Consider the following 25,361-nt stretch of genomic DNA (forward strand, 5'->3'; position numbering starts at 1 on the left):
TTTATCTACTTTGAGAGTTTATTTGAAATCTCTATAATTTCATTTAATTTATTATAAGCTTTTTTAGAATCTATCGCTTCATTTGCTAAATCAATTCCCTCTTCAATTGAAGATGCTTTTTCATCAACAACCAAAGCAGCAGCTGCATTTAAAACTACAATATCTCTTTTTGCTCCTTTTAATTCTCCAGTTAAAATATTTTTTGTAATTTTAGCATTCTCTTTTGCATCTCCACCCAATATTGCATTAAATGGAGAATAAGGTATATTATACTCTCTTGGATCGATTATAAATTCATATATATTTTTATTTTTTACCTCGCATGCATATGTAATATCACTTATACTTATCTCATCCATTCCATCACGGCTGCTTACAACTATTGCTCTTTTTGTATCTATTAAAGTTAACGCCTTTGCAATTTTTTCAATATAGTTTTTATCAAATACTCCAAGTAAATACTTTTTTGCTCCAGCGGGATTTGTTAAAGGTCCTAATATATTAAAAATTGTTCTATGTGGCAAAGATTTTCTGATAGGCATAATATATTTCATTGCTGGATGAAAATTTTGTGCAAATATAAAACAAAAACCGCATACCTCTAACATTTTTACTTGATTTTCAGGAGATAGATTTAAATTTATCCCAAGCGCTTCTAACATATCTGCACTGCCACTTTTACTTGTTATACTTCTGTTACCATGTTTTGCTACATAACTTCCAAGACTTGCAAGTATTATTGCTACTGTACTTGAAATATTAAAGCTTCCGCTTTTATCTCCGCCTGTTCCCACAACATCTATAAGCTTTTCTTGAAGGTCTTTAGAAACAGGAAGTTTTATAGAGTACTCTCTCATAACTTTTGCTGCAGCTGCAATCTCTTGGGCACTTTCACCCTTTTCGTAAAGCTCTATTAAAAAATTTTTAGCCTCATCTTCGCTCATTTTATTTTCAAAAAGTATTGTAAATTTTTCATAAGCTTCATTAAAATTCATAAATTTTCCTTATATAAAAATTTTATTACAAATGGAGGGATAATTGTTGTAAAAACAATTACTAAAATTAAAGCTGCATAAATTTCATTAGTGAATATATTTGAAATTCTTCCCATTTCAGCAAAAATAAGACCAACCTCTCCTCTTGGAACCATAGAGATACCAACAATTAACCTTCTTTTAAAATCTATTGGAATAAAAAGTGCTCCTAATATTTTACCAATAATTGCAATAAAAAATATAGAGAAAAAAAGATACCAAATAAAAGCTTCATTCCAAGCTATCTCTTTTAAATTCATAGATAATCCAACAGCAACAAAGAAAAAAGGAGTAAAAACATATATAAGAGGTTTTATCTCATTTTCCAATTTCTGGGAAAATTTTACATCATAAGATAAAGCTAAGCCAAATGGAAGAAAAAATCTTCGAGATAATGCTAATCCTGCAGCAAAACCTCCTACAATTTCAGGAGCACCACTTTTTTTTGCAAGCCATGCAAAAAAAAGTACCAACATAAAAACAGATGTTGGCAAAAGTCCAGGAATTTTATTTGTATCATGATATTTTTTTATTAGAGTTGCAATAATTTTTGCTGCCACTGGAGCAATAATAAAAAAACCAAGAATAAAAATAAAAACCTTTGAAGCATAAATAAAGCTAACTTTTCCACTACTTGAAAATTCATATAAAATTGCCAAAAGTATTACTCCAAAAATATCATCTAAAACTGCTGCCCCAATAACAACTTCAGCCTCTTGAGTATTTCTCTTATCTAAATCTTGTAATACTCTAATAGTTATTCCTATACTTGTAGCTGTTATTGTTCCTCCAATAAACATAGATTCAATTTCATTAAATCCAAAAACATAATATGATATCAATGAGCCAAAAATAAAAGACAATATAAATCCTGCAGTTGCTACAAATGTAGCCATCCATCCTGTATGTAAAAGCTTTTTTAAATCTGTCTCAAGACCAACATCAAATAAAAGCAAAATTATTCCAATTTCAGCTAATAGTTTTATAACTTCATTTAGCTCAACTATTCCAAATAAAGAAGGACCTAAAATTAAACCTGCTAAAAGCTCACCTAAAACAGAGGGAAATGAAAGTTTTCTAAAAATTTCTCCAAAAACTCTTGCACTAAAAAGAATAATTAATAAAATTAAAAAAATATCCTCACTATGCATCTAAATCTCTTTTACATATTCATTCATTTTACTTTTTGGAATTGTTTTTGTTTTTGGGATATCTAAAACTATATAATTTTTTTCATATTCAAGATATTTTATGGTAATTTTATCACCAATTTTAACATCTTTACTTGCCTTAGCAACTTTATCATTTATAAAAACAACTCTGTTTGCAATCATATCTTGAGCTATTGCTCTTCTTTTTACAATATTTACAGCATTTAAAAATTTATCAATTCGCAATTTTCAAACTCCAACAATTTTTTCTTTATTTCAATACCACCATTATATCCACCAATACCTGATTTTGAAATAATTCTATGGCAAGGAACAATTATCATATATGGATTATATTTTAAAACTTGAGCAACTGCTCTATATGCCTTTGGTTTGCCTATATTTTTAGCAATCTCTCCATATGTTTTACACTCTCCAAATCCAATTTTTAATACTTCATTTCTAACTATTTGGGCAAACAGACTTTTTGCAGGTTTTAATGGAGGAATTATTGTAACTCTCTTTTCATAAAAGTAATTTTCAAACCATGTTTTTGTTAAATGGGTGATACTGTTTGTCTTTATCTCTTTTTTATCTTTTGCTACACCAACACTTATTAGATATTTATCATTTGATATTATTTCAATATCTCCCAAAAAAGATGGGAAATAATCAATATATATCTTTTCTTTTTCTAACATTCTTTATTAATTATAAAATACCAAACTTTTTAATAAACTCATCATCAATATCCAAAAGTCCTCTTTTTCTTAAATCATCTATCACCTCTTTACTACAAACTACATCTGGTGGCCACTCTCTATCAAAATTATCAATATCTGGATCTTTATTTGTTGCATCTATCATAATAAAAGGATCAAGTAAAACATCTCTTTTTGCATCTATATTATTAACAACTCTCCATATAAGCATATAAGGATTATTTAAATCGTTATTTTTTTCATCAACCACAACTAATATTTTTATATATTTTTTCAAAGGCTCCAATTTTTCAAATAGCCCTTTTACTGATCTTTTTTTATTGTAACTAATAACAACTATTGGATTTTTTGTCTCTATTTTGTACTGTTTTAATCCAGTTATATCTTCATCAATCTTAATTAATTTCTCAAGAAGTTCATTATCTTTTAAAAGCTCAATTCCAAGCTCTTTTAAAGGCTCTCCTGTAGCATCGATTCCAAGTTTTCCTCCAACAAACTGCTTTGGACTTGAATGGTCTAAATGATCAACTACTCCTTCACTTATTAAAATATCCTCTTTTTTTAATCTATCAAGAACATATGTTGCAACATTTTCATAATCGGTTAATCTTGGAGAGTCTTCTCCTAAAAATATTGCATGTTTTACAAAACTCATCTGCCCTACTCCCCAAAATGCATGCATAAACTGCTTTGCATGTCCTGGATACATAACTTTCATATTAGCTAATATTAGATTATGGAATACTCCATTTTCTGGCATATGATAATCGATCAAATTTGGAGCAGTGGTTTTTAAAAGAGGCAAAAATATCCTCTCAGTCCCCCATCCCATATATTTATCTTCTAAAGGTGGTTTACCAACAACAGTAGCAGCAAATATAGGATTTTCTTTTGAAGTTATTTTTGTAACTTCCATAACAGGAAAAGGCTCTGGCAATGTATAATATCCAGTATGATCACCAAATGGCCCCTCTATTTCAAACTCGTTTGGATCAACATACCCTTCTATAACAAAATCAACATCTTCTGGAAAATAGATATCATTAGTTAATGATTTTACTAAATTTAATCTCTCTTCTCTTATAAATCCATACATCAAAAGCTCAAATATTCCATGAGGAAGAGGAGCTTGACCACACCATATATATAAAGGATCTCCTCCTATTGCAACAGTTACTGGCATCTTTTTGTTCGCTTTTTTATACTCATGAAAAAAATGGGCTCCATCTTTATGTATCTGCCAATGCATACCAAGTCTATTTTTTGAATATTTTTGCAATCTATACATACCAAGATTTTGGATATTCCCATTTAAAGATTTTGTATAAACCTGACCCATTGTTATAAATTTTCCGCCATCTTCTTCCCAAGTCTTTAAGATTGGCAACTCATCAAGATCTTTTATCTCAACTTCTTGAGATATCCCTTTTGAATTTACTCTTTTTGGAAAAACATTTTTAAGTTTAAATAGTTTCATAAATAGAGAAATTTTTTCACTAAATTTTGTTGGAGGTTTTAGATGCAAAAGCTCTTCAATCTCTTTTGCAATTAAGTCGGGATGTTTGCCAAGTATTTTTGTAGTAATATCATAATTTGCAAAAATATTCATTAATACTGGATATCTGTATTTTATACCCAGTTTTTTATCTACTGGATTTGTAAAAAGAAGCGGGCGTGAATCTTTTTTTTTTACCTCTATATAAGCAATATGCGGAATCTCAAGATTTACATCTAATTCATCTTCTATTATTTTTAAATTTCCCTCTTTTTTTAAAAAGTCTATAACATTTTTTATTTTCATTTTTACTCCAAGATTTGGAATCAAATTTGTATATAAGTGATTTTTCAAAACATCTAATTGACAAATATCAAGTTTGTTATATGCCTATTACTAATCTTTAAATGCTATCTCCTCAGCTCTTTTTAAAAGCTCTTTTGCTCCAGCTTCTATCATAGAGTCTGCAAGCTCTTTTCCAAGCTCTTTATAATTTTCTTTTGTTCCATAAATCTTATCTTTTAAAAGCTCTTTTCCGTTTGGAAGGCCTATTACTGCTCTTGTTATAATATCCCCATTTTCAAGAAGTGTCGCTTTTACACCTATTGGTACTTGACATCCACCTTGAAGAGTATCCACAAAATCTCTCTCTATTGTTGTTTCTATTTCGCTTTTTTCATCATTTAAAGATTTAACTATATTTAAAACTTCATCATCTTTTATACACTCTATTCCAAGAGCAGCTTGTCCCATAGCAGGTATCATAATCTCTTCATCTATAGGAGTTATATATTTTACTTCATCTAAAAGGCCAAGTCTTTTCAGGCCAGCGTATGCTAAAATTATTGCATCAAACTCTTTGTTTTTTAACTTTTTTATTCTTGTATCAACATTTCCTCTTAAATCTTTTATTTTTAAATCAGGCCTTATATGTAAAATTTGCATTCTTCTTCTAAGACTTGTTGTACCAACTACAGCATTTGGAGGAAGATCCTCGATTGAAGTATACTCCTGACTTAAAATAGCATCTCTTGGATCTTCTCTTTTTGTAATAGCTCCTAATATTAAACCATCTGGCAATATTGTTGGAACATCTTTTAAACTATGAACTGCGATATGAGCATCTCCTTTTAACATTGCATCTTCAAGCTCTTTTGTAAAGAGTCCTTTGCCACCAATCAATGCTAAAGGAGTATCAAGGATTTTATCCCCTTTTGTTTTAAATATTTTCAATTCAACACTTAATCCATCAAATTTCTTTTCTAATTCATTTTTAATATGATTTGATTGCCAAAGGGCTAGTTTACTTCCTCTTGTAGCTATTATGAATTTTTTCATTTAAAACCTTTACTTTTTCTTTGGAATAAAATCTTTATATTTTTCTCTACTTGGATCTTTTTTCCCATCTAAAAACATGGTTGGAGTACCATTTACTAAAAGATCTTCTGCTCTTTTCATATCATTTTCAAGCTCTTTTTTAACCCACTCTTGATTTATATCTTTTAAAGTAAGATTTAAGCCAAGCTTTTTATTTAACTCATCCAATACCTTTTTTTCATCCTTTTCTTCATAATCAAAATCTACTTCATAAATCTTTTTTATAAGATCAACTTTTTTATCCTTTTGAAGTAAAATCATAGCTTTACATAATGTTAAAGATCCTGGATGAAGTTTTAAAAGTGGTAAATGGTAATAATAGAGTGCAAATATTTCAGGATATTTACTTACAATTTCAATAACTTCTGGTACTATCTCTTTACAGAAAGGACAGTTTGGGTCTGAAAAAATTAATATTTTATGTTTTGCATTTTTATTTCCTAGAAGAAGATGTTTATCATCATAAAAACTCTCATCAACTTTTGGTGACAAATCATGTTTTATACTTCTATTTGTTTTAATATTTATAAAATCAGGACTAATATAACCATCTTTTGCAAATATAATATCACTTTGTGAAATATTTATATTTTTATTGCCTCTTTTTAGAGTTAAATTGAATTTTATAAAATATGCTTGCCATCCTTTTGGTTTATCTAAAATTTGTTTATCTACAATTTTGACACTATTTACTTTTAAAGATGGATTTTTACTTAATCCTCTTTTTACAAATTTTATAATTTGAGCATCTGTTGCTCCAAAGCTAAATATAGCTAAAGCTGTACTAATGCTCAATAATCTCAACATCGATGACATCTTCTTCTCCTTTTTTCTTTTCCTTTTCTTTTAATTTTAAAATCTTTTTAGCAAAAAATAGTGCAACATTATGAAATTGTAAAAGAATTCCTAAAATATCTGTAAAAAATCCTGGAATTATTAGTAAAATCGCACCAATTAATGTATATATACTCATACTTTCAAACTCATCAAGAGTTATCTCTCTTTTTGCTACAGCAAAAAGGTATTCATTTATTTTATATTGGTAATTCATTAAGATATAAAAACCAGCAACTGCACTAACAATTATTTCAATAAAAGTCCAGATAGGACCAATTGCACTTGCAATTTCTACTGAAACAAAGGTCTCAATAAAAAGATACAATAAAAAATAGATCAATTTTTTACCTTTAACGATTTAGTTTGTGTAATAAATATTCCAAAACCTCTTCTTTAGGTATTTGAATTTTTTCTAAAGTTTTTCTATCAACTATTTCAACGCTGCCCTCATTCAAGCTTTTACCTACAATTACTGCAAAAGGAAATCCTATAAGCTCAAAATCTTTCATCTTAAAACCAAATCTCTCATTCCTATCATCTAATATAACTTCTATATTTTCATTCAAAAGGTCATCATATAAAGTTTTTGCAAATTCCATCTGCTCATTATCTTTTATATTTGAAACTACAATATCGACTAAATATGGAGCAACACTTCTTGGCCAAATGCACCCTTTTTCATCATGTGATTGTTCAATAATTGCAGCTATCAATCTACTTACACCTATTCCATATGTTCCCATTACAAATGGTTTACTTTTTCCATTCTCATCCAAAAAAAGAGCATTTAAAGGCTCACTATATCTAGTTCCTAGCTGAAAAATATGTCCAACCTCTATACCTTTTGTTAAAGTCAATTTTCCTCCACACTTTGGACACAAATCTCCCTCTTTTATTGCAGCTATGTCTTTATAGATAACATTTTCAAGTTTTTCAAGGTCACAACCAATTAAATGGTAATCTTTTTCATTTGCACCACATATAAGATTTTTTTCATCTTTTAAATCAATATCAATAATATATTTTACTTTTAAATCATATGGTCCTATGTATCCAGGAACAAGTCCAGCATCTTTTAATTCCTCTTCACTTGCATCAACTAATTCATTAGCTCCAACTGCATTTGCAGCTTTTGTCTCTTGTAATTCATCATCACCTCTTAAAAAGAAAACAACAATCTCTTCTTTATCATCATAAATTGCCTTTTTAGCAACTGCTTTTAAAAGATAGTATGGGTCTATATGAAAAAATTTACTTAAATCTTCTATAGTTGTAACATTTGGTGTATGAAATTTACTAAAACCACTAAACTCAGGAGCTTCTGTAGGAGGAACTCTTTTTTTCCTTTTAGCAGCTTCAATATTTGCAGCATAATTACACTGCTCGCAAATTACTATGGTATCTTCACCACTATTTGCCAAAACCATAAACTCTTTACTACCACTCCCTCCAATAGCACCAACATCGGCTTCTACAACTCTAAAATTTAGTCCTAGTCTATTAAATATCTTTTTATAAGTATCTTCCATAAGTTGATACTCTCTTTTCATATCTTCTTCATCTGCATGAAAAGAGTATCCATCTTTCATTACAAACTCTCTTCCTCTTAAAAGCCCAAATCTTGGCCTTGCCTCATCTCTAAATTTAAGATGAATTTGATATAGATTTAAAGGAAGCTGTTTATAACTTGTTACTCTATTTTTAACAAGCTCTACCATCATCTCTTCATGAGTTGGACCAAGTACAAAGCAGTTCTCTTTCCTATCTTTAAATCTTAAAAGCTCTTTTCCATATTTTGAAAATCTACCACTTTTTTCCCATAATTCACATGGAGTAATAAATCCAAGTTGAACTTCTTGGCAACCAGAGCTATCTAACTCTTCTTTGATTATATTTTTAATTTTTTCTAAAACAATCTTTCCAAGAGGTAAAAAATTGTATATTCCACTTGCTACTTGATTGATAAAACCGCCTCTAATTAAATATATGTGACTTGGTAAAACTGCATCTTTTGGAGTCTCTTTAGTTGTTGGAATAAAAGCATTACTGAATTTCACTATTTTCTCCTTCAATCATATTCATATAATATTCACATTTATATCTATTTAAATGATTATACTCTTCACCATTTAAATCAAATAGATATTTTACAGATTCAATTATAGTATCTCCGCTAGGATCATCTGCTATAGCTTTTATATTTTTCGTTGGAGAGTGTAAAAATCTATTAAAAGCATTATGTAAAATCTTTGTTACATTTTCTTCAAGCTCTTTTGGAATATACCCTTTTTTTATAGCCTTTTTAATTTCACTAATACTTGCTTCTTTTGCCTTCTCTCTTATACCTTTTATTATTGGCTCAATTGATAGAGTTTGAAGCCATTTAAAAAACTCTTTTGTATATTTTCCAACTATTCTATATGCCTCTTTTGCTTGAGCTTCTCTTAAAGCTAAACTTTTATTTACTATAGCTTTTAAATCATCGACTACAAAAACTTTAATATTTTCTATATAAAAATCATCTATATCTCTTGGAACAGCCATATCAAACCAATAACGATTAAAATCTTTTTCCTCTACCATATCTTTTGTTATTACTGGCTCTTTTGAAGAGGTAGCACTAAAAAGTAGTCTATATCTATTTATAAGATTTTTAAGATTTTCTATTGATTGTGCTTCAACATTTTCTCCTAAATCTTTTGCAACTCTTTTTGTTTTTTCTATATTTCTTCCAATTAGTATTACATTACATCCATTTGATATTAAATGTTTAGCTGCCAATTTTCCCATCTCTCCTGTTCCTAAAACAAGAGCACTCATTCCACCCAAATTTTCAAAAATATCTTTTGCTTGTGCTACAGCTGCACTTGCAATAGAAACAGGGCTTTTTGAAATGTCAGTAGAGTTTCTAACTTCCGCTGCACATTTAAAAGCAAAATGCATAACTCTTGCCAATTTTTGAGAAGCATATCCCTTCTCAAACGCTTCCTTAAATGCATCTTTTAGCTGTCCTGATATTTGAGTCTCACCAATTACAAGGCTATCAAGAGCAGATGCAACACTAAAGATATGATGAATTGCTCCATTATCTTCATAAATATCAGCTCTTCCTTCAAGTTCATCAAAATCTATACCAGATATTTTTGACAACTCTTCTAATATAAGATCACTTGATTTAAATGGATCTTTTACACTTGCAATTAATTCTACTCTATTACAAGTAGATAGAATTATAAGTTCATTAATTACACTATTTTGAATTAGTTTTTTATATACTGCTTCTCTAGTTTTTTCATCATTTAAAGCAAGTTTTTCACGAGTTTGAAGGTCTGTATTTTTATGAGAAAAGCTGACTACTAAATATTGCATTCTTAATATTCCCTATAAATTAGATTTTTCATAATTTCAATTAACTCTTCATCTTTAGAATCAATAGCATTAATTGCCTCATTACCTAATTTTTGAGCGTAATTTATAGCCTTTTGAATAGAGTTTGTTTGTATCATTTTATTTTTTATCCACTCTTTTTCTTGAGCATTTACCTCTTTTTTAAAAAGAGATTTCAATTTTTCCTTATCTTTTTCTTCTAATGCATTATATAAATATATATATGGCAAAGTGACTTTTCCCTCTTTAAAATCATTCATTGTAGGTTTACCAAGCTTTTTTTCATCAGCCACAATATCTAAAATATCATCAACTATTTGAAAAGCTAAACCTAAATTTTTGCCATAAATAGCATAAGCATCCTTATCTTTATCAGATAATATTGCAGCGCATTCTGCACTTGCTTCAATCAATGATGCAGTTTTTTTATATATCATATCTAAATAAATGTCAATATCGGTATTGAAATTTTTTGTCAAATTTACATCTAATAATTCACCTATACTTAATTGAGTTACTGCATTTGAAACTATCTTCGCAATTTCGCTTTCAAATTTTGCAAGCTCAAAAAAGGCCTTTGAATATAATATATCACCAAACATAATAGAAGTTTTATTACCATAAAGAGCATTTATTGAAGGAGCACCTCTTCTAGTCATTGCATCATCAATTACATCATCATGCAATAAGCTTGCAGCATGTATCATCTCTATAATTGCTGCTAAATCAATAGCTTCATCTTTTTTTGCAATTTTTAATATTAGTTTTGCCCTAAGTCTCTTTCCTACCGGTAATCTTTTAAATAATTCTTTTATATAAGAGTCTTGAAGTTCATCAATATATTTTTCAATTCTATTTTCAACAAGATCTAACAAAAGTGCTCCTTATATATTAGACATTAGTAATTAGTATATTGATATATTGGAAATTAGTATTAAGTATGAGTATGAGATTTAAGCCCTGAGCAATGAGTACTAAGTTTTTACTATCCACTATATCCTTAAATCCTTCAACCTTAATCCAATAACTAATAACCAATACACCAATAACCAAATAACAATTTTACTTTACTCCGATTCGCTTAAAATATTTCCCATAGATTCTATATATAATGAATTCTTTTTATTTTCCAATTCATCTTTATTTTCCTCATTTGCTATAAAATATTTTACCTTTTTTTCAACATCATCAACTCCACACTCTTTCTCTAAAATAAGTTCAAGAGCTGCCATCCATTCAATCAATCTATCTAGCTCATTTTCTACAACATTTCTATTTGCATTAAAAACAATATCTTTAAATTTGCTGCTTGGTGTACCCATCATAAAATCATCAACATCATTAAACATTTCCCCTCCTTAAATTCGTGATTCGTTATTCGTGATTGGAAATTAGCCACTTCACTGCTTCCCAGCTTCACAACTTATCCCCTTACTTTCTATGCTTTACTCACCTTTTCCTATTAATTAAAACAAAATTCTATCGTATTTTATCCTTTTATCCTATAAATAGAACTAAAAAACAGTGGAACAATATAAAGATTTATAATTGTTGCCCAAGCAAGTCCAAAACCAAGTGTTATTGCCATGGGTTGTAAAATTAGACTTTGACCAGATGCAAAAAACATCAAAGTAGACAGACCTAAAATTGTTGTTATTGATGTTAAAAGTATTGGTCTTAGTCTTAACTTTGCTTTTTCAACTACACAAGAAATATTTTTACAATTTTTTATAAAATCAAGCATAATCAAACCATCATTTACAACTACACCAGCTAATCCTACTATTCCTATTAAACTTGGCATTGTTAGATTTATACCCATAAGTTTATGTCCTAGTAAAACTCCAAAAATGGAAAGAGGAATAGAACTTAAAACTATTAAAGATTTAATTACTGAATTAAACATCCAAACTAAAGATATAAAAATTAAAAATAGAGCAATTATTGCAGCTTCACCTATCTCTCTTTTTACTTTTTTATTCTCTTTTTGCTCACCTTTTATGATTATATTGATTCCCATTTTTTTAACTTCATTTAATATTGGAGACATCTTGTCATAAAATTCATCTGAAGTTATCTTTTTCTTATCTAAACTTGCATAAATTGTTCTTATTTTATCTCCATTCTCTTTTATTAATGTATAAAAATGTTTTTTATAAACAAATTCGGCTATATCTTTAAGAAATACTTTTTGATTACTATTTGGAATGTCAATTTCAAGATTCTTAAATTTTTCAAACTTATCTTTATTTAATGATTCAAAACGTATTCTAAAAAGTTTTTCATCTTTAAACATTTTTGAAAATTCACCCTTTAAATATAGAGGTCTTAACCAAAGATAAAGATAATTTTCATCAATTCCAAGCTCTTGAGCGTATCTATTTAATTTTAGTTTTAACTCTTTTTCTCCTTCATAAGCATCATCTGTTATATTAAAAACTCCATCTATATTTTTCATATTTTTTTCAATAATTTCTATTGCTTTTAAAACATCTTCATTGTTTTGATAAACTAAAGATAGCTCTATATCACTTTTTACTATACCTGCTTGTGGTACTATTACATTAATCTCTTCAAACTCTTTATCTTTTTTATATTTTTCCACAATTTTTTTAATATCTTTTGCTATATCTTTTGCAACTCTATCTCTAATCATATCTGATGAATCATACTCAAAAGAAAAGTATGGAGTTATATATTTATCCACAAAATTTTTAGGTTTTGGTTCATGTAGATTTATAAAAATATGAAAAAGATTTTCACCCTGTTCAGCATTGTTTTTTGCATCTAGTTTCATTCCAACTATTGTAGTAACACTTTTTACCTCATCTTTTTTAATATTTTTTAAAATATCTTTTTCTACATTAGATACAATTTTTTCTGTCTCGAAAATATCATTATTTACATTAACTCTCCCACTAACATATATTTGAGTTGTATCAAACTCTGGAAAAAGTTGGAATTTAGATTTTTTTAGCATTATAAAAGTCGAAATTAAAATCAAAGAAATAATAGATACTAAAGCGATATATTTTCTTTTTAATAAAAATCCCAATATTTTTTCATAAATTTCTCCCATTTTTTTCCAAAAACTACTATTTTCTTTTTTACTTTTTTTTACCTTTAAAATATCCTTAGCATGAAGAGGAAGAAAGTAGAAAGCTTCAAACAGAGAACTTAAAAGTAAAATAGATATCATAATTGGTAAAATTTTTATAAAATTACCCATCTCTCCACTCATTATCAAAAGCGGTAAAAAAGCAAAAATTGTTGTAGCAGTTGCTGTTAATACCGCTGGAAACATCTCAATAGTACCAATAATAGTTGCATCTCTTGGATTTTCTCCATTTTCAAGATGCCTATAAATATTTTCTGCAACAACTATAGCTTCATCTACAAGCATGCCAAGGGCTATTAAAGCTCCGAGCAAAGAGAGCATATTTAGACTATACCCAAATATTTCTAACGCAATCAATCCAATCATAAAACTAACTGGTATTCCCATACCAACTACTAAAGCTATTCTATAATTAACTGTTAAAAGAAGAGAAATAAATACAAGAAGCAGACCAAATAAAAGATTTGATGTAACAGTATTGAGCCTGTTTCTTATCCAAATAGAGGTATCTGTATATACTTGAAATGTAAACTCTGGATATCTTTTTTTAAACTCTTTTAAAATATTTTTAATATGTTTAACTAGCTTTATTGCATTACCATTTTTGGATTTTGTAACATTCAAAGATACATTTTGTTTCCCATTAAAATGAGATAATTGTGTAGGGTCTGCTAAAGTAAACTTGATTTTTGCAATATCTTTTAGAAAAACTTTTTTATTTTGAATTTTTAAAACTATTTCATCCCACTCTTTTTTTATCTTTTTACCATTTTGGGTTGTAATATATAAATGATTGCCTTTTTCTTTAATGTTTCCTATAGGAAATATAGAAGATAAATTTTTTAATGCTTCAACTGTAGCTAAAAAATTTAATCCATAAGCTCTAATTTTTTCTTCATCAATTAAAATATCTAGCTCTTCATCACTATCACCTCTAATAGTTATCTCTCTTAACTCTTTTATATTAGATAGTTTTGATTTAAGCTCATCTGCTACATCTAATAGTTTTCTTTTATCCCCTTCATAAGCAATAGCTATTAAAACTAAAGGAAAACTCTTTTCTAAAACTGTTGCAACAGGTTCATCCATATCTGATGGAAGGTCTCTTTTTATTTTAGAAATCTGATCTTTTACATCATTTAAAACAAGAATATCATCCGCGCCCTCTTTTATATCAGATACAATTGTGAATCTTCCATTTTTAACTATAGTATCAATATCTGATAAATTGTTTACATTTTTTAAGCTATCTTCTAAATTTTTAACAACCATTTGATCAAGATTTTCAGCACTCGCTCCAGGATATGAACCTGTTATTAAAATTTTATTTAATGATACTGGAGGGAATATCTCTTTTGGTACATTAATATAAGCAAATATAGATAGAATAAAAATAAAAATTAAAAAGATATGATTTAATGATGGCTTATCTATAGCAAACTCTATAAATTTTTTAAACACTTAATTCCTTTGTAATATAGTCATTGGTAATTAGGAATTAGAAATTGGCCGCATTCCTTACCCCCTTACTCCCTTACCACCTCACCCCTTCATCCTTCAACCTACCCCACTAACCTTACTCACCTAACTCAACTATCCTCAAAACATAGTATCAAGAACTTGATTTTTATATTTAATCTTTTCAAGCTTTTGTTTTAATAATCTATTTTCCTCTTTTAAAGCTTTATATTCATCTAAAAGTTTATTTATATCTCTGCTTGTATAATAGATATGGTTAGTGATATAAATTTTTGGAAAAGTTAGCATAAAAATAATAAGCATTGATAAAAATATTGTAACTATAAATTTGAAATCAAGATTTTTATATTTTTCTTGTGTTTTATCAAAACTTTTTAAAAGTTCAATTTTTTCACTATTTTTTCTCATTTTTTACCTAAACTGAAAAACTCTAAGTTTAGCACTTCTGCTTCTTGGATTTTTTAAAATCTCTTCTTGAGTGGCAACGATTGGCTTTTTTGTCAAAATTTTACCTATTTCATTATTACCACCACATTCACATTTAATTGCATATGATGGACAAATACAGCCCTTTGCCCAATTTCTAAATCTATTTTTAACTATTCTATCTTCTAAAGAATGAAATGTTATTATAGCTACTTTTGCATTAGATGGTCTAAATTTTTCTAAAATATCTAAAAGATTTTCTAACTCTTTTAATTCTTGATTGACTTCTATTCTAATTGCTTGAAAAACTAAAGTAGCTGGATGAATTTTTTTGTTTTTTGGCAAATATTTTTCCAATATTTTCACAAGCTCTTTGGGACTTGTAATTTTGTTTTTTTCTCTATATTTAACAATAATATCAGCTATTTTCTTATAATTTCTAATTTCACCATACTCTTTAAAAATAAATTCCAATTTCTCTTTTGGATAAAAATTTACTACATCATAAGCGCTTAAAGAACTCTCTTTATCCATTCTCATATCTAATGTTTCACTATCAAAACTAAATCCTCTTTCCTTCTTATCAAGCTGTAAAGATGAAACTCCTAAATCAGCAAGTATTCCTTTAATTTCATATTTTTTTATAAGTTCTTCTATTTTTTGTGAAAATCTACCTTTTACAATTTTTACCCTATCTTTAAAAGATTCTAATCTTTTTTTTGAAAATTCAATAGCTTCAATATCTTGATCAATTCCAATAATTTTTACATTAGGATTTGATTTTAAAATAGCTTCACTATGTCCGCCATACCCTAAAGTACAATCTATTATATATCCATCTTTTATATCTTTAAAAACATCAACCACTTCATTTAATAATACCGGTATATGTGGTATATTCAATTTTTATCCTTTCGTAATTCGTAATTCCTGATTCGTTAATAATAACTTGGAATTTGAAATTGGCCGCTTCATCACCTTACCTCCTATGTCCCTATCCCGCTTCACTGCTTATCACCTATCTAGCTATTCCACTATGCTCTATTCCACTTTCTACCTCATTCGTCTAAATCTAACCGAAAATCTTCATTCGCTTTGCTCATTTGATTTTCTTCAAGGTAAACCAGCTGTTCGTATGCTCAGACACGAAATTCCTTGAATTTCGGCTTCGCATATACTCTCAGCTTTCGTTTCGGGCACAGACAACAAGCAGTTGTTGTCCTAAAGCTTAGCTTTGCCCTCGCTCACTTACCCCCTTACCACCTATTCCACTATCCTGCTATTCCACTTTCTAACTTCCTCACTCTCTCACTTTCTAACTTCCCAACTCACCTTCTTTATTCCCTCATATGCCACATCCATCATCTTATCTATCTCATCAAAACTTATGACATATGGTGGCATAAAATATATTATATGTCCAAGCGGTCTTAATAAAACTTCATTTTTAAGTCCATATTGGTATATTTTTAGTCCAATCCTTTCTTGAGGTGTATAACCTTTTAATTCAACAGCAGCTATCATTCCTGTCTGTCTAATCTCTTTTACATTTGGCAAATCTTTGAATTTTTGAAGTTTTTTATTTATATATTCTATTTTTATTCTATTTTTTTCTATGATATTTTCATTTTCAAAAATATCAAGCGTTGCATTTGCCGCACTACAAGCAAGAGGGTTTCCTGTATAGCTGTGTGAATGTAAAAATGCCTTATATGTATTATAATCACAATAAAATGCACCATAAATCTCATCAGTTGTTAAAACAACAGATAATGGAAGATATCCACCTGTTAAACCTTTTGATAAACACATAAAATCTGGAGTAATATCAACACTATTACATGCAAACATATTCCCTGTTCTTCCAAAACCCACCGCAATTTCATCAGCAATAAAATGGATATTATATTTTTTACATAATTCATAAGAGAGCTTAATATATAAAGGATTATACATATGCATATAACCTGCACATTGTACTAAAGGCTCTAAAATAAATGCAGAAATCTCTTGATGTCTTTTTTCAAAAAGTTTTTCTAAATTGTTTGCTGCTTCAATTGCAGCAGCTTCACTCATATCTTTTGGAACATCTTCTTGTATTGTGTTTATTAATATCTCTTTATATGTACTTTTATAAAGTTCTACATCACCAACTGATAATGCTCCAATAGTTTCTCCATGATATGAGTTTTTCAAAGATACAAAAAAGGGCTTTATTTCGCCTTTGTTTTTGTGATAATGAAAGCTCATTTTCAATGCAACTTCTATAGCACTTGAACCATTATCTGCAAAAAAACATTTATTTAATCCATCAGGAGTAATTTTTACTAATCTTTCACTCAAAGTTACAATCTGTTCATGTGTAAACCCAGCAAATATGACATGTTCAAGTTTTTCAATCTGTTCTTTTACTTTTTGATTAATATATTCATTACTATGTCCAAAAAGATTTACCCACCAACTACTTATCGCATCAATATATCTGTTTCCATCAAAATCATATAGCCATACACCTTTTGCTTTTTTTATAGGAATAAGAGGTAAAAATTCATGATCTTTCATCTGTGTACATGGATGCCAAATATGAGACAAATCTCTTTTCATCAATTCATTGTTTGTCATTACTTTTCTTCTCCTTTTTAATTGGGCATTAGACATTGGGAAGTGGTCACTTCTCCCTTTATCTCCTTCAGCCTTCTACCTCCAACCTTAAATCTAACCGAAAATCTTCATTCGCTTTGCTCATTTGATTTTCTTCAATGTAAACCAGCTGTTCGTATGCTCAGACACGAAATTCCTTGAATTTTGGCTTCGCATATACTCTAAGCTTTCGCTTCGGGCACAGACAATAAGCAGTTGTTATCTTAAAGCTTCGCTTTGCCCTCGCTCACTTCACAGCTTCACCCTTCTCACTCACCTTACTCACCTTACTCAACTACTCAACTAAATTTAACCATTTATTAAAGGCAATTTTACTAAAATTTAGAGAATTTTTCCTAAAGGATGCAAATGATTAGTTGGATGCAAAAACATAAGAAATGGCTTGTTATTACAATTTGGATAAGTACTATTGCATTTGTTGGTGCAGGTTTTGTTGGCTGGGGAGCCTATCAATACGGCTCAAGTGCTGGTGCAGTAGCCAAAGTAGGTGATATAAAAATAACTACAAAAGAGCTCTCACAAAGATATGCAAATATTTATTCATACTACAATAATCTTTTTAAAGGCAATTTTGATCAAAAAAAAGCAAAAGAGCTTGGACTAGAAAAAGAGGCTTTAAAATCTTTGATAACTGAAGCTTTATATTTAAATCTTGCAAAAGAGCTTGGAATCAAAGTTTTAGAAGATGAAGTTGCAAATACTATCTTTTCTATGGAAGAGTTTCAAAAGAATGGTAAGTTTGATAAAAAATTATATATAGAGGTATTAAAAAGAGCAGGACTTAAACCAAAAGATTTTGAAAAAAGTATTGAAAAAGAGATTTTACTTTCAAAATTGCAAAATATATTAAAACCTGTTTTAACTCCTTTAGAGTTTGAAACTTTTGGTTCATCTTTATTTATGTCAGACAAGATTAAATATAAAGTCCTAACTGCAAATGATATAAACATATCATATAATGAAAATGATTTAAAAAATTTCTGGGAAAAAAACAAAAAAAATTATATGACGCAACCAAAATTTAAACTCTCTCTTTTATGGGTTGAACCTAAAAATATTAAAATAGATGAAAAAGAGTTAAAAGAGTTTTACACAAAAAATAGAAATAGATTTGTTGATGAAAATGGAAAAATTAAAAGTTTTGAAAATGCAAAAGAGGAAGTCAAAAAAGCATTAATTTTGAAAAAAACAAAAAAAATAGCTTTAAAAAAATATATTCAATTTAAAAAAGGAAAAATAAAAGAGAGCGAAAAATTAGAATTAGAACTTACAAATAATATTTTTCCAAGTAACATTATGCAAGAGATATCTCAAAAAAATGAAAAATATGTTTTAAAACCAAAGTTAATTAAAGAAAAATATGTTATCATAAGATTAGACGAAAAAGTACCATCGCGTCCAAAGAGTTTTCTTGAAGCTAAAAATGAGGTAGTTAGGGATTTTATTAAATATAAAAAGAGAGAGAAATTGTTATCTTTAGCAAAAAAAATGTACAAAAATTTTGATGGTAAAATAACTGATTTTATATCAAGAGATGATATTGACAAAATTCCTCCGCTAGAAGAAGTAGAGGCTGCCGAATTTTTAAATAAACTTTTTGCTTCACAAAAAAATAATAATTTTATAGAGTTGGACAATCAAAAGATCGTTCTGTATAAGATTTTAGACCAAAAACTTGTTAATAAGACAAAATTGGATAAAAATAAAGATTTTATTACCGATAATAGTATAAAGGTAAAAAGTAGTTTGCTTAACAGTAATCTGCTTGATGCTTTACAAAAAAGATATAACATTGAAATTTTCTATAAAGGACAATAATTGCAAAACCAAATATTGGCAATAGATATTGGTTCCAGTAAAGTTTGTGCAATAATTGCTGAAATTAAAGATAATGATGAAATAAAAATAATTGGGACAGGTATATCTAAGTCTCAAGGATTAAAAAAAGGCACTATAACAAATATAGACCTTGCTTCAAAATCAATAAAATCAGCTTTAAATGATGCAAAAAGAGTAGCAGGTACAAACTTTACAAAAGCTATTGTTTCAATATCTGGTGCATATACAAAAAGCGTAAATAGTAATGGAATAGTAAATATTCCTAATAAAGAGATAACTATTAAAGAAATTAACAGGGTTATGCAAACAGCCCTTTATAATGCAAACATTCCTCATGAATATGAAGTTTTACATGTTCTTCCATACAATTTTAAAGTGGATGACCAAGATTTTATAGAAGATCCACTAGGAATGAATGCAAGCAGACTGGAAGTTGATGTTCATATTATCACTACACAAAAATCAAATCTTTTTAATCTTAAAAAAGCAGTAAGATCGGCTGGTGTAGATATTGGAAATGTTGTTTTAAGTGGATATGCTTCATCAATTGCAGTATTAAATGAGGATGAAAAAGAGCTTGGTGTTGCTGTAATTGATATGGGAGCTGCAACAAGTAATGTAGTGATTCATTTAGGAAACTCTATAAGATATAATGATTTCTTAGCAGTTGGTTCAAACCATATAACAAATGATTTGTCAATGGCACTTCACACTCCTTTATCAGTAGCTGAAAAAATAAAAATAGAGCATGGAAGCTTAAAATCTTCAAAAAATGAAATTATTGAGATCCCAGTTATTGGAGATGAAAAAAATACTCATGAAGTATCATTAGAAATTGTTTATAATGTAATTTTTGCAAGAGTTGAAGAGACTCTAATGATATTAGCAAAATCGATAGAAAAAAGTGGTCTTAAAGATCAAATAGGCGCCGGCATAGTTTTGACAGGTGGTATGACAAAATTAGAAGGATTAAGAGACTTGGCAGTTGCAATATTTGATAATATGCCTGTAAGAATAGGAAAACCAAAACATCTTGAAGGTATGTTTGATACATTGAATGATCCGGCTTTTTCAACATCTATTGGTCTTGTATTGTACGGAGCAGGACATTTTACCCAATATGAAATAGACTCCAACAAAAATTTAAGATATAGAGGAGAAAATTTAGGTAAAGAAAAAATCCCTATGCGAGAAAATGAGAATTTAGTTGAAGAAAAAGAAGAGAGCGAAATGGCTCAGTTAACAAAGCTTGAAAATATCAAAGATAACAGCGAAAGTTTTAAAGAGAAAATTTCTAAATTTTTTAGATGGATAACTCAGTTATTTTAAAAAGGAGATTGGATGGAGCCTTTTATTGTTGAAGAAAATAAAAAAGTGACAGGTGCAAATATAAAAGCTATTGGCGTTGGTGGTGGCGGCGGTAATATGATAGGTCATATGATAAATCAAGGAATTAATGGAATAGAACTACTTGTAGCAAATACAGATGCACAAGCATTAAATACTTCAAATGCACATGTAAAGATACAGCTTGGCGAAAAAACAACAAGAGGCCTTGGGGCTGGTATGGTTCCTGAAAAAGGAAAAGAAGCCGCACTTGAGAGCTATGATGAAATAAAAGAAAAGCTTGAAGGTGCCGATATTGTATTTGTTGCTGCTGGAATGGGTGGCGGAACTGGCACTGGAGCTGCACCAATTATAGCACAAGCTGCAAAAGAGGTTGGAGCTTTAACAATATCTGTAGTTACGAAACCTTTTAAATTTGAAGGTAGAAAAAGATCTAGACTTGCAGAAGAGGGCTTAGAGGAACTAAAAAAAGAGAGCGATTCAATTGTAGTTATACCAAATGATAAGCTACTTGCAATTGTAGAAAAAAATCTTGGAATAAAAGATAGTTTTAAAATTGTTGATGATGTTTTAGCAAGAGCAGTAAGTGGTATAAGTGGTGTGATATTATCATATGGACAAAATGATATCAATCTTGACTTTGCAGATGTTAAAACAGTAATGAGTCACAGGGGACTTGCACTAATGGGTGTAGGTGAAGCTCAAGGAAGTAATTCAGCTTATGAAGCTATCAAAAGCGCCATTGAATCTCCTCTTCTTGATAATATGTCTATTAATGGTGCAATGGGAGTATTGGTTCATTTTACTATTCATCCAGATTATCCTCTTGTAGATATTGGTGAAGCTATGGATATTGTATATGAAAGTGCTGATGAAGATGCTCATGTTATATTTGGAACAACAACTGATGAAAATATGGAACCAGATAGAGTCAAAATAACTCTAATTGCAACAGGTTTTGATCATGAAGAAGAGAAAAAAGAAGAATTAAAGCTTGTTACCCCAAAACAGACTGAAATAGTAACTACAAAAGTTAAAGTTAGTGGTAGTGATTTTGATAATACTAATGAAGAGGTTTTAGATATTCCTACATTTTTAAGAAAACAGATGGATTAAAAAAAAGTTGATGGGATTCCCATCAACAATCAGCCTATAATTTTAATAGGTCCAACACTTTCGCCATGTAAAAATTGTTGTACATATTCATTTTGACTATTTTTAAAACTCTCTTTATCTCCATATTCTATGATTTTACCTTCATATAAAAATGCAAAAAAATCGCCAGTTTTAAAACTCTCCTTGATATCATGGCTTATTAAAACAGATGTTACATTTAGTTCATTTTGAAGTTTTTTTATCATTCTTGAGATTAAATCACTTGTAATTGGATCAAGACCTGTAGTGGGTTCATCATAAAGAATAATTTCTGGCTCCATAATAATTGTTCTAGCTAATCCTACTCTTTTTCTCATACCTCCACTTAATTCATCTGGAAAAAGCCTTAAAACCTCTTTTGGTTTTAATCCAACCATCTCTAAAGATTTTTCAACTTTTTTTAATATCTCAATGTTACTTAATTTTGTATGCTCTCTTAATGGAAATGCAACATTTTCCATAACATTCATACTATCAAATAATGCTCCACTTTGAAAAAGAAATCCAACTTTCTTTCTTACTTTATAAATTGTCTCTTCATCTGCTCTTGTTACATCTATACCATCAACCAAAATTTGTCCATTATCGGCTTTTAAAAGGCCTACTATATGCTTTATTATTGTTGATTTTCCACTGCCAGATAGACCTAAAATTACTGTAGTTTTATTTCTAACAATATCTAAATTTACACCTTTTAACACCTCTTTTTGACCAAATCTTTTTTTTAAGTTTTTTATTGAAATTGCAATTTCCATATTTTCCCTTGAAAATTATTTCATTAATAGTTGAACCTTTCTAAATAGTAATGCAAATAAAGAGAAAGCCAACAGTCCAAAATCTATTTCGCTTCCTTTATGAATCTTATCAAAAATCTCACTCTTTGTCATCTCTTCACCAGCTGCTTGATAAGCCAAAATATCAGGTGTATAATAAAAGCTAAACATAAATATTGCAAAAACAGCAGTCATTGCAGCAGCAATTGTTATTTTATCTCTTTGAAAAAGTTTAAAGCTATAAGCTTCTCTAATTATAATAAAAAGTGCAATAAAATTTAGCAGATAATTACTTTTCAAAAAGATTGCTGTCATTAAAAGCCCCTCTTGGTAATGAGAGAGTATCTCTTTTTGCAAATATATTTCACTATGAAAAATCGTAGGTGCAACAATCGAACCCAATACCAATACATCGCCTAAACCAATACCAATAAGTATTATATAAATTATATCAACCCATTTTAAAATCTTCATCTTCTCCCCCTATTTTTATTACAAATCCTCTATCAAAACCTGCAAAATCTTTATAAAATTTTGGTTTTAAACCTTTTTCTTCACAATATTTAGATATCGATTCTCTTTGATCATATCCCATTTCACAAGCTAATAGTTTAACTTTTTTCTCTATTGCAATATCGATAATCTTTTTTAAAATCTCATCTCCTTTTTCCCCACCAAATAAAGCATTATGAGGCTCATATAAAACATTTTTTTCTAAATTAAAACTATTTGAAATATATGGTGGATTTGATACTAAAATATCAATTTTTTCCTCTAAACAATCAATATAAGAACAGTTTTTTAATACAATTTTATCTGTGAGTTTAAATTTTTCAATATTTTTCTTTGCTACTTCAAGAGCATCTTTTGATATATCTGTTGCAAAAAAGTTAGAATTTTTTAATTTTAAAGCAAGAATTATGGAGATAACTCCACTACCTGTGCCAATTTCTGCTATATTATATTTTTTTTCAATTTCAACATTTTTTAAAACTTCATCTATTAAAAGCTCAGTTTCTGGTCTTGGTATAAGAGCTCTTTGGTTAATATAAAACTCTTCTGAATAAAAAGAGACCTTTTTTGTAATATACTCTATTGGAAAATGCTTTTTCCTATTTTTTAAAGCTTTTATATATAAAGATAAAATATTTGGACTTATCTCTTTTTGGGAATTTAAAATAAGCCCTACCCTATCCATCTTTAAAAAGTGACTAAGTAATATTTCAGCCTCAAATGCAGGTCTTTGAGCCACATCTTTTAAAGCAATCTTTCCTAAATCTAAGGCTTTTTTAATTGTCAAGCTCTTCCTCTGTAACGCATTTTTCTCTCAAAGCCTCTTTAGATGTCTCTTCATCTTCTTGAAAGCCTAAATTTTTAAGTCTTTCTAAAATTGGTGGATGAGAGTAGTAAAAAAAGATATAAAATGGATGTGAAAGCGGAAATTGAGAATTTTCTTCTACAAGCTTTAAAAGTGCATTTCTTAATGAGCTTTTTGATGTTAAACTTGCACCATAATTATCAGCCGCATACTCATTTTTACGAGAAACAAAGCTAATTAATGGCATAAAGAAAAATGTAAAAACTGGGCTTAAAAGTAAAAATAGAGTGATAATTGTATATGGCTGATTACTTATACCAATTTGTGTAAACAGCTCTTGAGGTAGATTTGCAAAAATAAAAAATAGAGCAAACATCATAATAGCCATCATAAATATATTTTTTAGTATATCTTTATTTACAAAATGGCCAAGTTCATGACCAAGAACTGCAAGCAATTCATCTTTAGATAATTTATTTACTAATGTATCAAACAAAACTACTCTTTTTGTTTTACCAAGCCCGCCAAAATAAGCATTCAATCTATTATCTCTTTTGCTTGCATCTACAACAAATACACCTTTTGATTTAAAACCGCTTCTATTTAAAAGAGAATGAATATCTTTTTCAAGCTCTTTATCTTCTAAAGGTTTAAATTTATTAAATATTGGAGCAATTAAAGTTGGATAAATAGCATTTATTAAAATAATTATTCCAAATACAAATAAAAATCCCCAAATCCACCAGTTTTGAAAATTTAAAATAATATAACTTACAGCAGCTATTATTAATGAGCCAAATATTAAAAACAGCAAAATACCTTTTATCTGGTCTTTTATAAAAAGAGCTAAAGTGGATTTATTAAATCCAAACTTTTCATCAAGTACAAATTTTTGGTAATAATCAAAAGGTAGTCCTACAATATAGTTTATTGCCAAGAAAATATCAACATAAACGACTGATTTTAAAACTATATTGTCAATAACAATATTTTTATCTAGCCACTCTAAACCAAATCCTATCCAAAAGATAAAAAGAAGATATTCTACTATAGTTTCTACAATTGCAATTTTCTCTTTTTTTGCAGTATATCTTGCTGATTTTATAAATTTAGAAGGAAGCATCAATACTGGCTTTTGATTTTTTGCTTTTAAAACATATCCAGCTTGCATAACTGAAAGATATACTTTTATTAATACATATATAAAGTATATTATCGAAATCGCCATAATCATAATTTTCC

At 28.7% G+C, this 25,361-nt stretch carries 23 protein-coding genes; 3 read left to right on the plus strand and 20 right to left on the minus strand.

What is annotated here, in order from left to right; translation table 11 throughout:
- Nucleotides 1-5 precede the first annotated feature (5 nt).
- The 16 genes from trpD to QML81_RS08270 form a co-directional block, all read right to left on the minus strand.
- The gene (gene trpD, locus QML81_RS08195) at nucleotides 6-995 is read right to left on the minus strand and encodes an anthranilate phosphoribosyltransferase (protein ID WP_281950944.1); all 990 of its coding nucleotides are present in this window, start codon (nucleotides 993-995) and stop codon (nucleotides 6-8) included.
- Nucleotides 992-2,185 carry a cation:proton antiporter gene (locus QML81_RS08200; RefSeq protein WP_281950945.1) on the minus strand — a complete coding sequence of 398 codons (1,194 nt, stop codon included), beginning with the start codon at nucleotides 2,183-2,185 and terminating at the stop codon, nucleotides 992-994. Before QML81_RS08200 ends, trpD begins: the two co-directional genes overlap by 4 nt.
- Entirely contained in the window at nucleotides 2,186-2,431 is a 246-nt protein-coding gene (locus QML81_RS08205; RefSeq protein ID WP_281950946.1) for an RNA-binding S4 domain-containing protein, read from the minus strand.
- Nucleotides 2,410-2,886 carry a methylated-DNA--[protein]-cysteine S-methyltransferase gene (locus QML81_RS08210; RefSeq protein ID WP_281950947.1) on the minus strand — a complete coding sequence of 159 codons (477 nt, stop codon included), beginning with the start codon at nucleotides 2,884-2,886 and terminating at the stop codon, nucleotides 2,410-2,412. Before QML81_RS08210 ends, QML81_RS08205 begins: the two co-directional genes overlap by 22 nt.
- Before the next feature lie 10 nt (nucleotides 2,887-2,896).
- Nucleotides 2,897-4,702 carry a menaquinone biosynthesis decarboxylase gene (locus tag QML81_RS08215; protein ID WP_345741173.1) on the minus strand — a complete coding sequence of 602 codons (1,806 nt, stop codon included), beginning with the start codon at nucleotides 4,700-4,702 and terminating at the stop codon, nucleotides 2,897-2,899.
- A 96-nt stretch (nucleotides 4,703-4,798) separates the two neighbouring features.
- Complete coding sequence (gene hemC, locus QML81_RS08220; RefSeq protein WP_281950949.1) at nucleotides 4,799-5,740, minus strand: hydroxymethylbilane synthase; 942 nt, start codon at nucleotides 5,738-5,740, stop codon at nucleotides 4,799-4,801.
- Between the two features lie 9 nt (nucleotides 5,741-5,749).
- Nucleotides 5,750-6,595, minus strand: coding sequence for a DsbA family protein (locus QML81_RS08225; protein WP_281950950.1), 846 nt, complete (start codon nucleotides 6,593-6,595; stop codon nucleotides 5,750-5,752).
- Nucleotides 6,564-6,956, minus strand: coding sequence for an FxsA family protein (locus QML81_RS08230; RefSeq protein WP_281950951.1), 393 nt, complete (start codon nucleotides 6,954-6,956; stop codon nucleotides 6,564-6,566). The genes QML81_RS08225 and QML81_RS08230 overlap by 32 nt, the downstream gene beginning before the upstream one ends.
- A 10-nt stretch (nucleotides 6,957-6,966) precedes the next feature.
- The gene (locus tag QML81_RS08235) at nucleotides 6,967-8,673 is read right to left on the minus strand and encodes a proline--tRNA ligase (RefSeq protein WP_281950952.1); all 1,707 of its coding nucleotides are present in this window, start codon (nucleotides 8,671-8,673) and stop codon (nucleotides 6,967-6,969) included.
- The gene (gene hemA / locus QML81_RS08240) at nucleotides 8,660-9,985 is read right to left on the minus strand and encodes a glutamyl-tRNA reductase (protein WP_281950953.1); all 1,326 of its coding nucleotides are present in this window, start codon (nucleotides 9,983-9,985) and stop codon (nucleotides 8,660-8,662) included. The genes QML81_RS08235 and hemA overlap by 14 nt, the downstream gene beginning before the upstream one ends.
- 2 nt (nucleotides 9,986-9,987) lie before the next feature.
- Entirely contained in the window at nucleotides 9,988-10,878 is an 891-nt protein-coding gene (locus QML81_RS08245; RefSeq protein ID WP_281950954.1) for a polyprenyl synthetase family protein, read from the minus strand.
- A gap of 192 nt (nucleotides 10,879-11,070) precedes the next feature.
- Nucleotides 11,071-11,352, minus strand: a complete 282-nt coding sequence (locus QML81_RS08250; RefSeq protein ID WP_281950955.1) for a DUF2018 family protein — start codon at nucleotides 11,350-11,352, stop codon at nucleotides 11,071-11,073.
- 140 nt (nucleotides 11,353-11,492) lie between these two features.
- The gene (locus tag QML81_RS08255) at nucleotides 11,493-14,582 is read right to left on the minus strand and encodes an efflux RND transporter permease subunit (protein ID WP_281950956.1); all 3,090 of its coding nucleotides are present in this window, start codon (nucleotides 14,580-14,582) and stop codon (nucleotides 11,493-11,495) included.
- Nucleotides 14,583-14,720: 138 nt separating this feature from the next.
- Nucleotides 14,721-15,008, minus strand: a complete 288-nt coding sequence (locus QML81_RS08260) for a hypothetical protein (protein ID WP_281950957.1) — start codon at nucleotides 15,006-15,008, stop codon at nucleotides 14,721-14,723.
- A gap of 3 nt (nucleotides 15,009-15,011) precedes the next feature.
- Entirely contained in the window at nucleotides 15,012-15,929 is a 918-nt protein-coding gene (gene rsmH / locus QML81_RS08265) for a 16S rRNA (cytosine(1402)-N(4))-methyltransferase RsmH (protein WP_281950958.1), read from the minus strand.
- A gap of 405 nt (nucleotides 15,930-16,334) precedes the next feature.
- Nucleotides 16,335-17,648, minus strand: coding sequence for an adenosylmethionine--8-amino-7-oxononanoate transaminase (locus tag QML81_RS08270; RefSeq protein ID WP_281950959.1), 1,314 nt, complete (start codon nucleotides 17,646-17,648; stop codon nucleotides 16,335-16,337).
- 387 nt (nucleotides 17,649-18,035) lie between these two features.
- On the opposite strand from QML81_RS08270, the gene QML81_RS08275 reads away from it, so the two are divergent.
- The 3 genes from QML81_RS08275 to ftsZ are packed head-to-tail and all read left to right on the plus strand — an operon-like array spanning nucleotide 18,036 to nucleotide 21,989.
- Nucleotides 18,036-19,505: a peptidylprolyl isomerase gene (locus QML81_RS08275; protein ID WP_281950960.1), complete on the plus strand. Its 1,470-nt coding sequence runs from the start codon at nucleotides 18,036-18,038 to the stop codon at nucleotides 19,503-19,505.
- Nucleotides 19,506-20,855 (plus strand): cell division protein FtsA, encoded by a 1,350-nt coding sequence (gene ftsA / locus QML81_RS08280; RefSeq protein WP_281950961.1) that lies wholly within the window; start codon nucleotides 19,506-19,508, stop codon nucleotides 20,853-20,855.
- 12 nt (nucleotides 20,856-20,867) lie between these two features.
- Nucleotides 20,868-21,989, plus strand: coding sequence for a cell division protein FtsZ (gene ftsZ, locus QML81_RS08285; RefSeq protein WP_281950962.1), 1,122 nt, complete (start codon nucleotides 20,868-20,870; stop codon nucleotides 21,987-21,989).
- Between the two features lie 29 nt (nucleotides 21,990-22,018).
- On the opposite strand, the gene QML81_RS08290 is transcribed toward ftsZ, so the two are convergent.
- The 4 genes from QML81_RS08290 to QML81_RS08305 are packed head-to-tail and all read right to left on the minus strand — an operon-like array spanning nucleotide 22,019 to nucleotide 25,353.
- Nucleotides 22,019-22,783 carry an ABC transporter ATP-binding protein gene (locus QML81_RS08290; RefSeq protein ID WP_281950963.1) on the minus strand — a complete coding sequence of 255 codons (765 nt, stop codon included), beginning with the start codon at nucleotides 22,781-22,783 and terminating at the stop codon, nucleotides 22,019-22,021.
- A 15-nt stretch (nucleotides 22,784-22,798) separates the two neighbouring features.
- On the minus strand, nucleotides 22,799-23,275 hold the full coding sequence (locus QML81_RS08295; RefSeq protein WP_281950964.1) for a DUF4149 domain-containing protein: 477 nt from the start codon (nucleotides 23,273-23,275) through the stop codon (nucleotides 22,799-22,801).
- Nucleotides 23,253-24,101 (minus strand): peptide chain release factor N(5)-glutamine methyltransferase, encoded by an 849-nt coding sequence (prmC, locus tag QML81_RS08300; RefSeq protein ID WP_281950965.1) that lies wholly within the window; start codon nucleotides 24,099-24,101, stop codon nucleotides 23,253-23,255. Before prmC ends, QML81_RS08295 begins: the two co-directional genes overlap by 23 nt.
- Nucleotides 24,091-25,353 (minus strand): M48 family metallopeptidase, encoded by a 1,263-nt coding sequence (locus QML81_RS08305; RefSeq protein WP_281950966.1) that lies wholly within the window; start codon nucleotides 25,351-25,353, stop codon nucleotides 24,091-24,093. The genes prmC and QML81_RS08305 overlap by 11 nt, the downstream gene beginning before the upstream one ends.
- Nucleotides 25,354-25,361 lie beyond the last annotated feature (8 nt).

The sequence above is a fragment of the Nitrosophilus kaiyonis genome (assembly GCF_027943725.1).
GTDB lineage: Bacteria > Campylobacterota > Campylobacteria > Campylobacterales > Nitratiruptoraceae > Nitrosophilus_A > Nitrosophilus_A kaiyonis.

Bases quoted from the DNA above. Each gene is read 5' to 3' on its own strand.
- QML81_RS08225 (WP_281950950.1), bottom strand. From the start codon at position 6,595: ATGTCATCGATGTTGAGATTATTGAGCATTAGTACAGCTTTAGCTATA.
- QML81_RS08270 (WP_281950959.1), bottom strand. From the start codon at position 17,648: ATGACAAACAATGAATTGATGAAAAGAGATTTGTCTCATATTTGGCAT.
- QML81_RS08295 (WP_281950964.1), bottom strand. From the start codon at position 23,275: ATGAAGATTTTAAAATGGGTTGATATAATTTATATAATACTTATTGGT.
- QML81_RS08275 (WP_281950960.1), top strand. From the start codon at position 18,036: ATGATTAGTTGGATGCAAAAACATAAGAAATGGCTTGTTATTACAATT.
- hemA (WP_281950953.1), bottom strand. From the start codon at position 9,985: ATGCAATATTTAGTAGTCAGCTTTTCTCATAAAAATACAGACCTTCAA.
- QML81_RS08250 (WP_281950955.1), bottom strand. From the start codon at position 11,352: ATGTTTAATGATGTTGATGATTTTATGATGGGTACACCAAGCAGCAAA.
- QML81_RS08305 (WP_281950966.1), bottom strand. From the start codon at position 25,353: ATGATTATGGCGATTTCGATAATATACTTTATATATGTATTAATAAAA.
- trpD (WP_281950944.1), bottom strand. From the start codon at position 995: ATGAATTTTAATGAAGCTTATGAAAAATTTACAATACTTTTTGAAAAT.
- ftsZ (WP_281950962.1), top strand. From the start codon at position 20,868: ATGGAGCCTTTTATTGTTGAAGAAAATAAAAAAGTGACAGGTGCAAAT.
- QML81_RS08200 (WP_281950945.1), bottom strand. From the start codon at position 2,185: ATGCATAGTGAGGATATTTTTTTAATTTTATTAATTATTCTTTTTAGT.
- QML81_RS08290 (WP_281950963.1), bottom strand. From the start codon at position 22,783: ATGGAAATTGCAATTTCAATAAAAAACTTAAAAAAAAGATTTGGTCAA.
- hemC (WP_281950949.1), bottom strand. From the start codon at position 5,740: ATGAAAAAATTCATAATAGCTACAAGAGGAAGTAAACTAGCCCTTTGG.
- QML81_RS08260 (WP_281950957.1), bottom strand. From the start codon at position 15,008: ATGAGAAAAAATAGTGAAAAAATTGAACTTTTAAAAAGTTTTGATAAA.
- QML81_RS08210 (WP_281950947.1), bottom strand. From the start codon at position 2,886: ATGTTAGAAAAAGAAAAGATATATATTGATTATTTCCCATCTTTTTTG.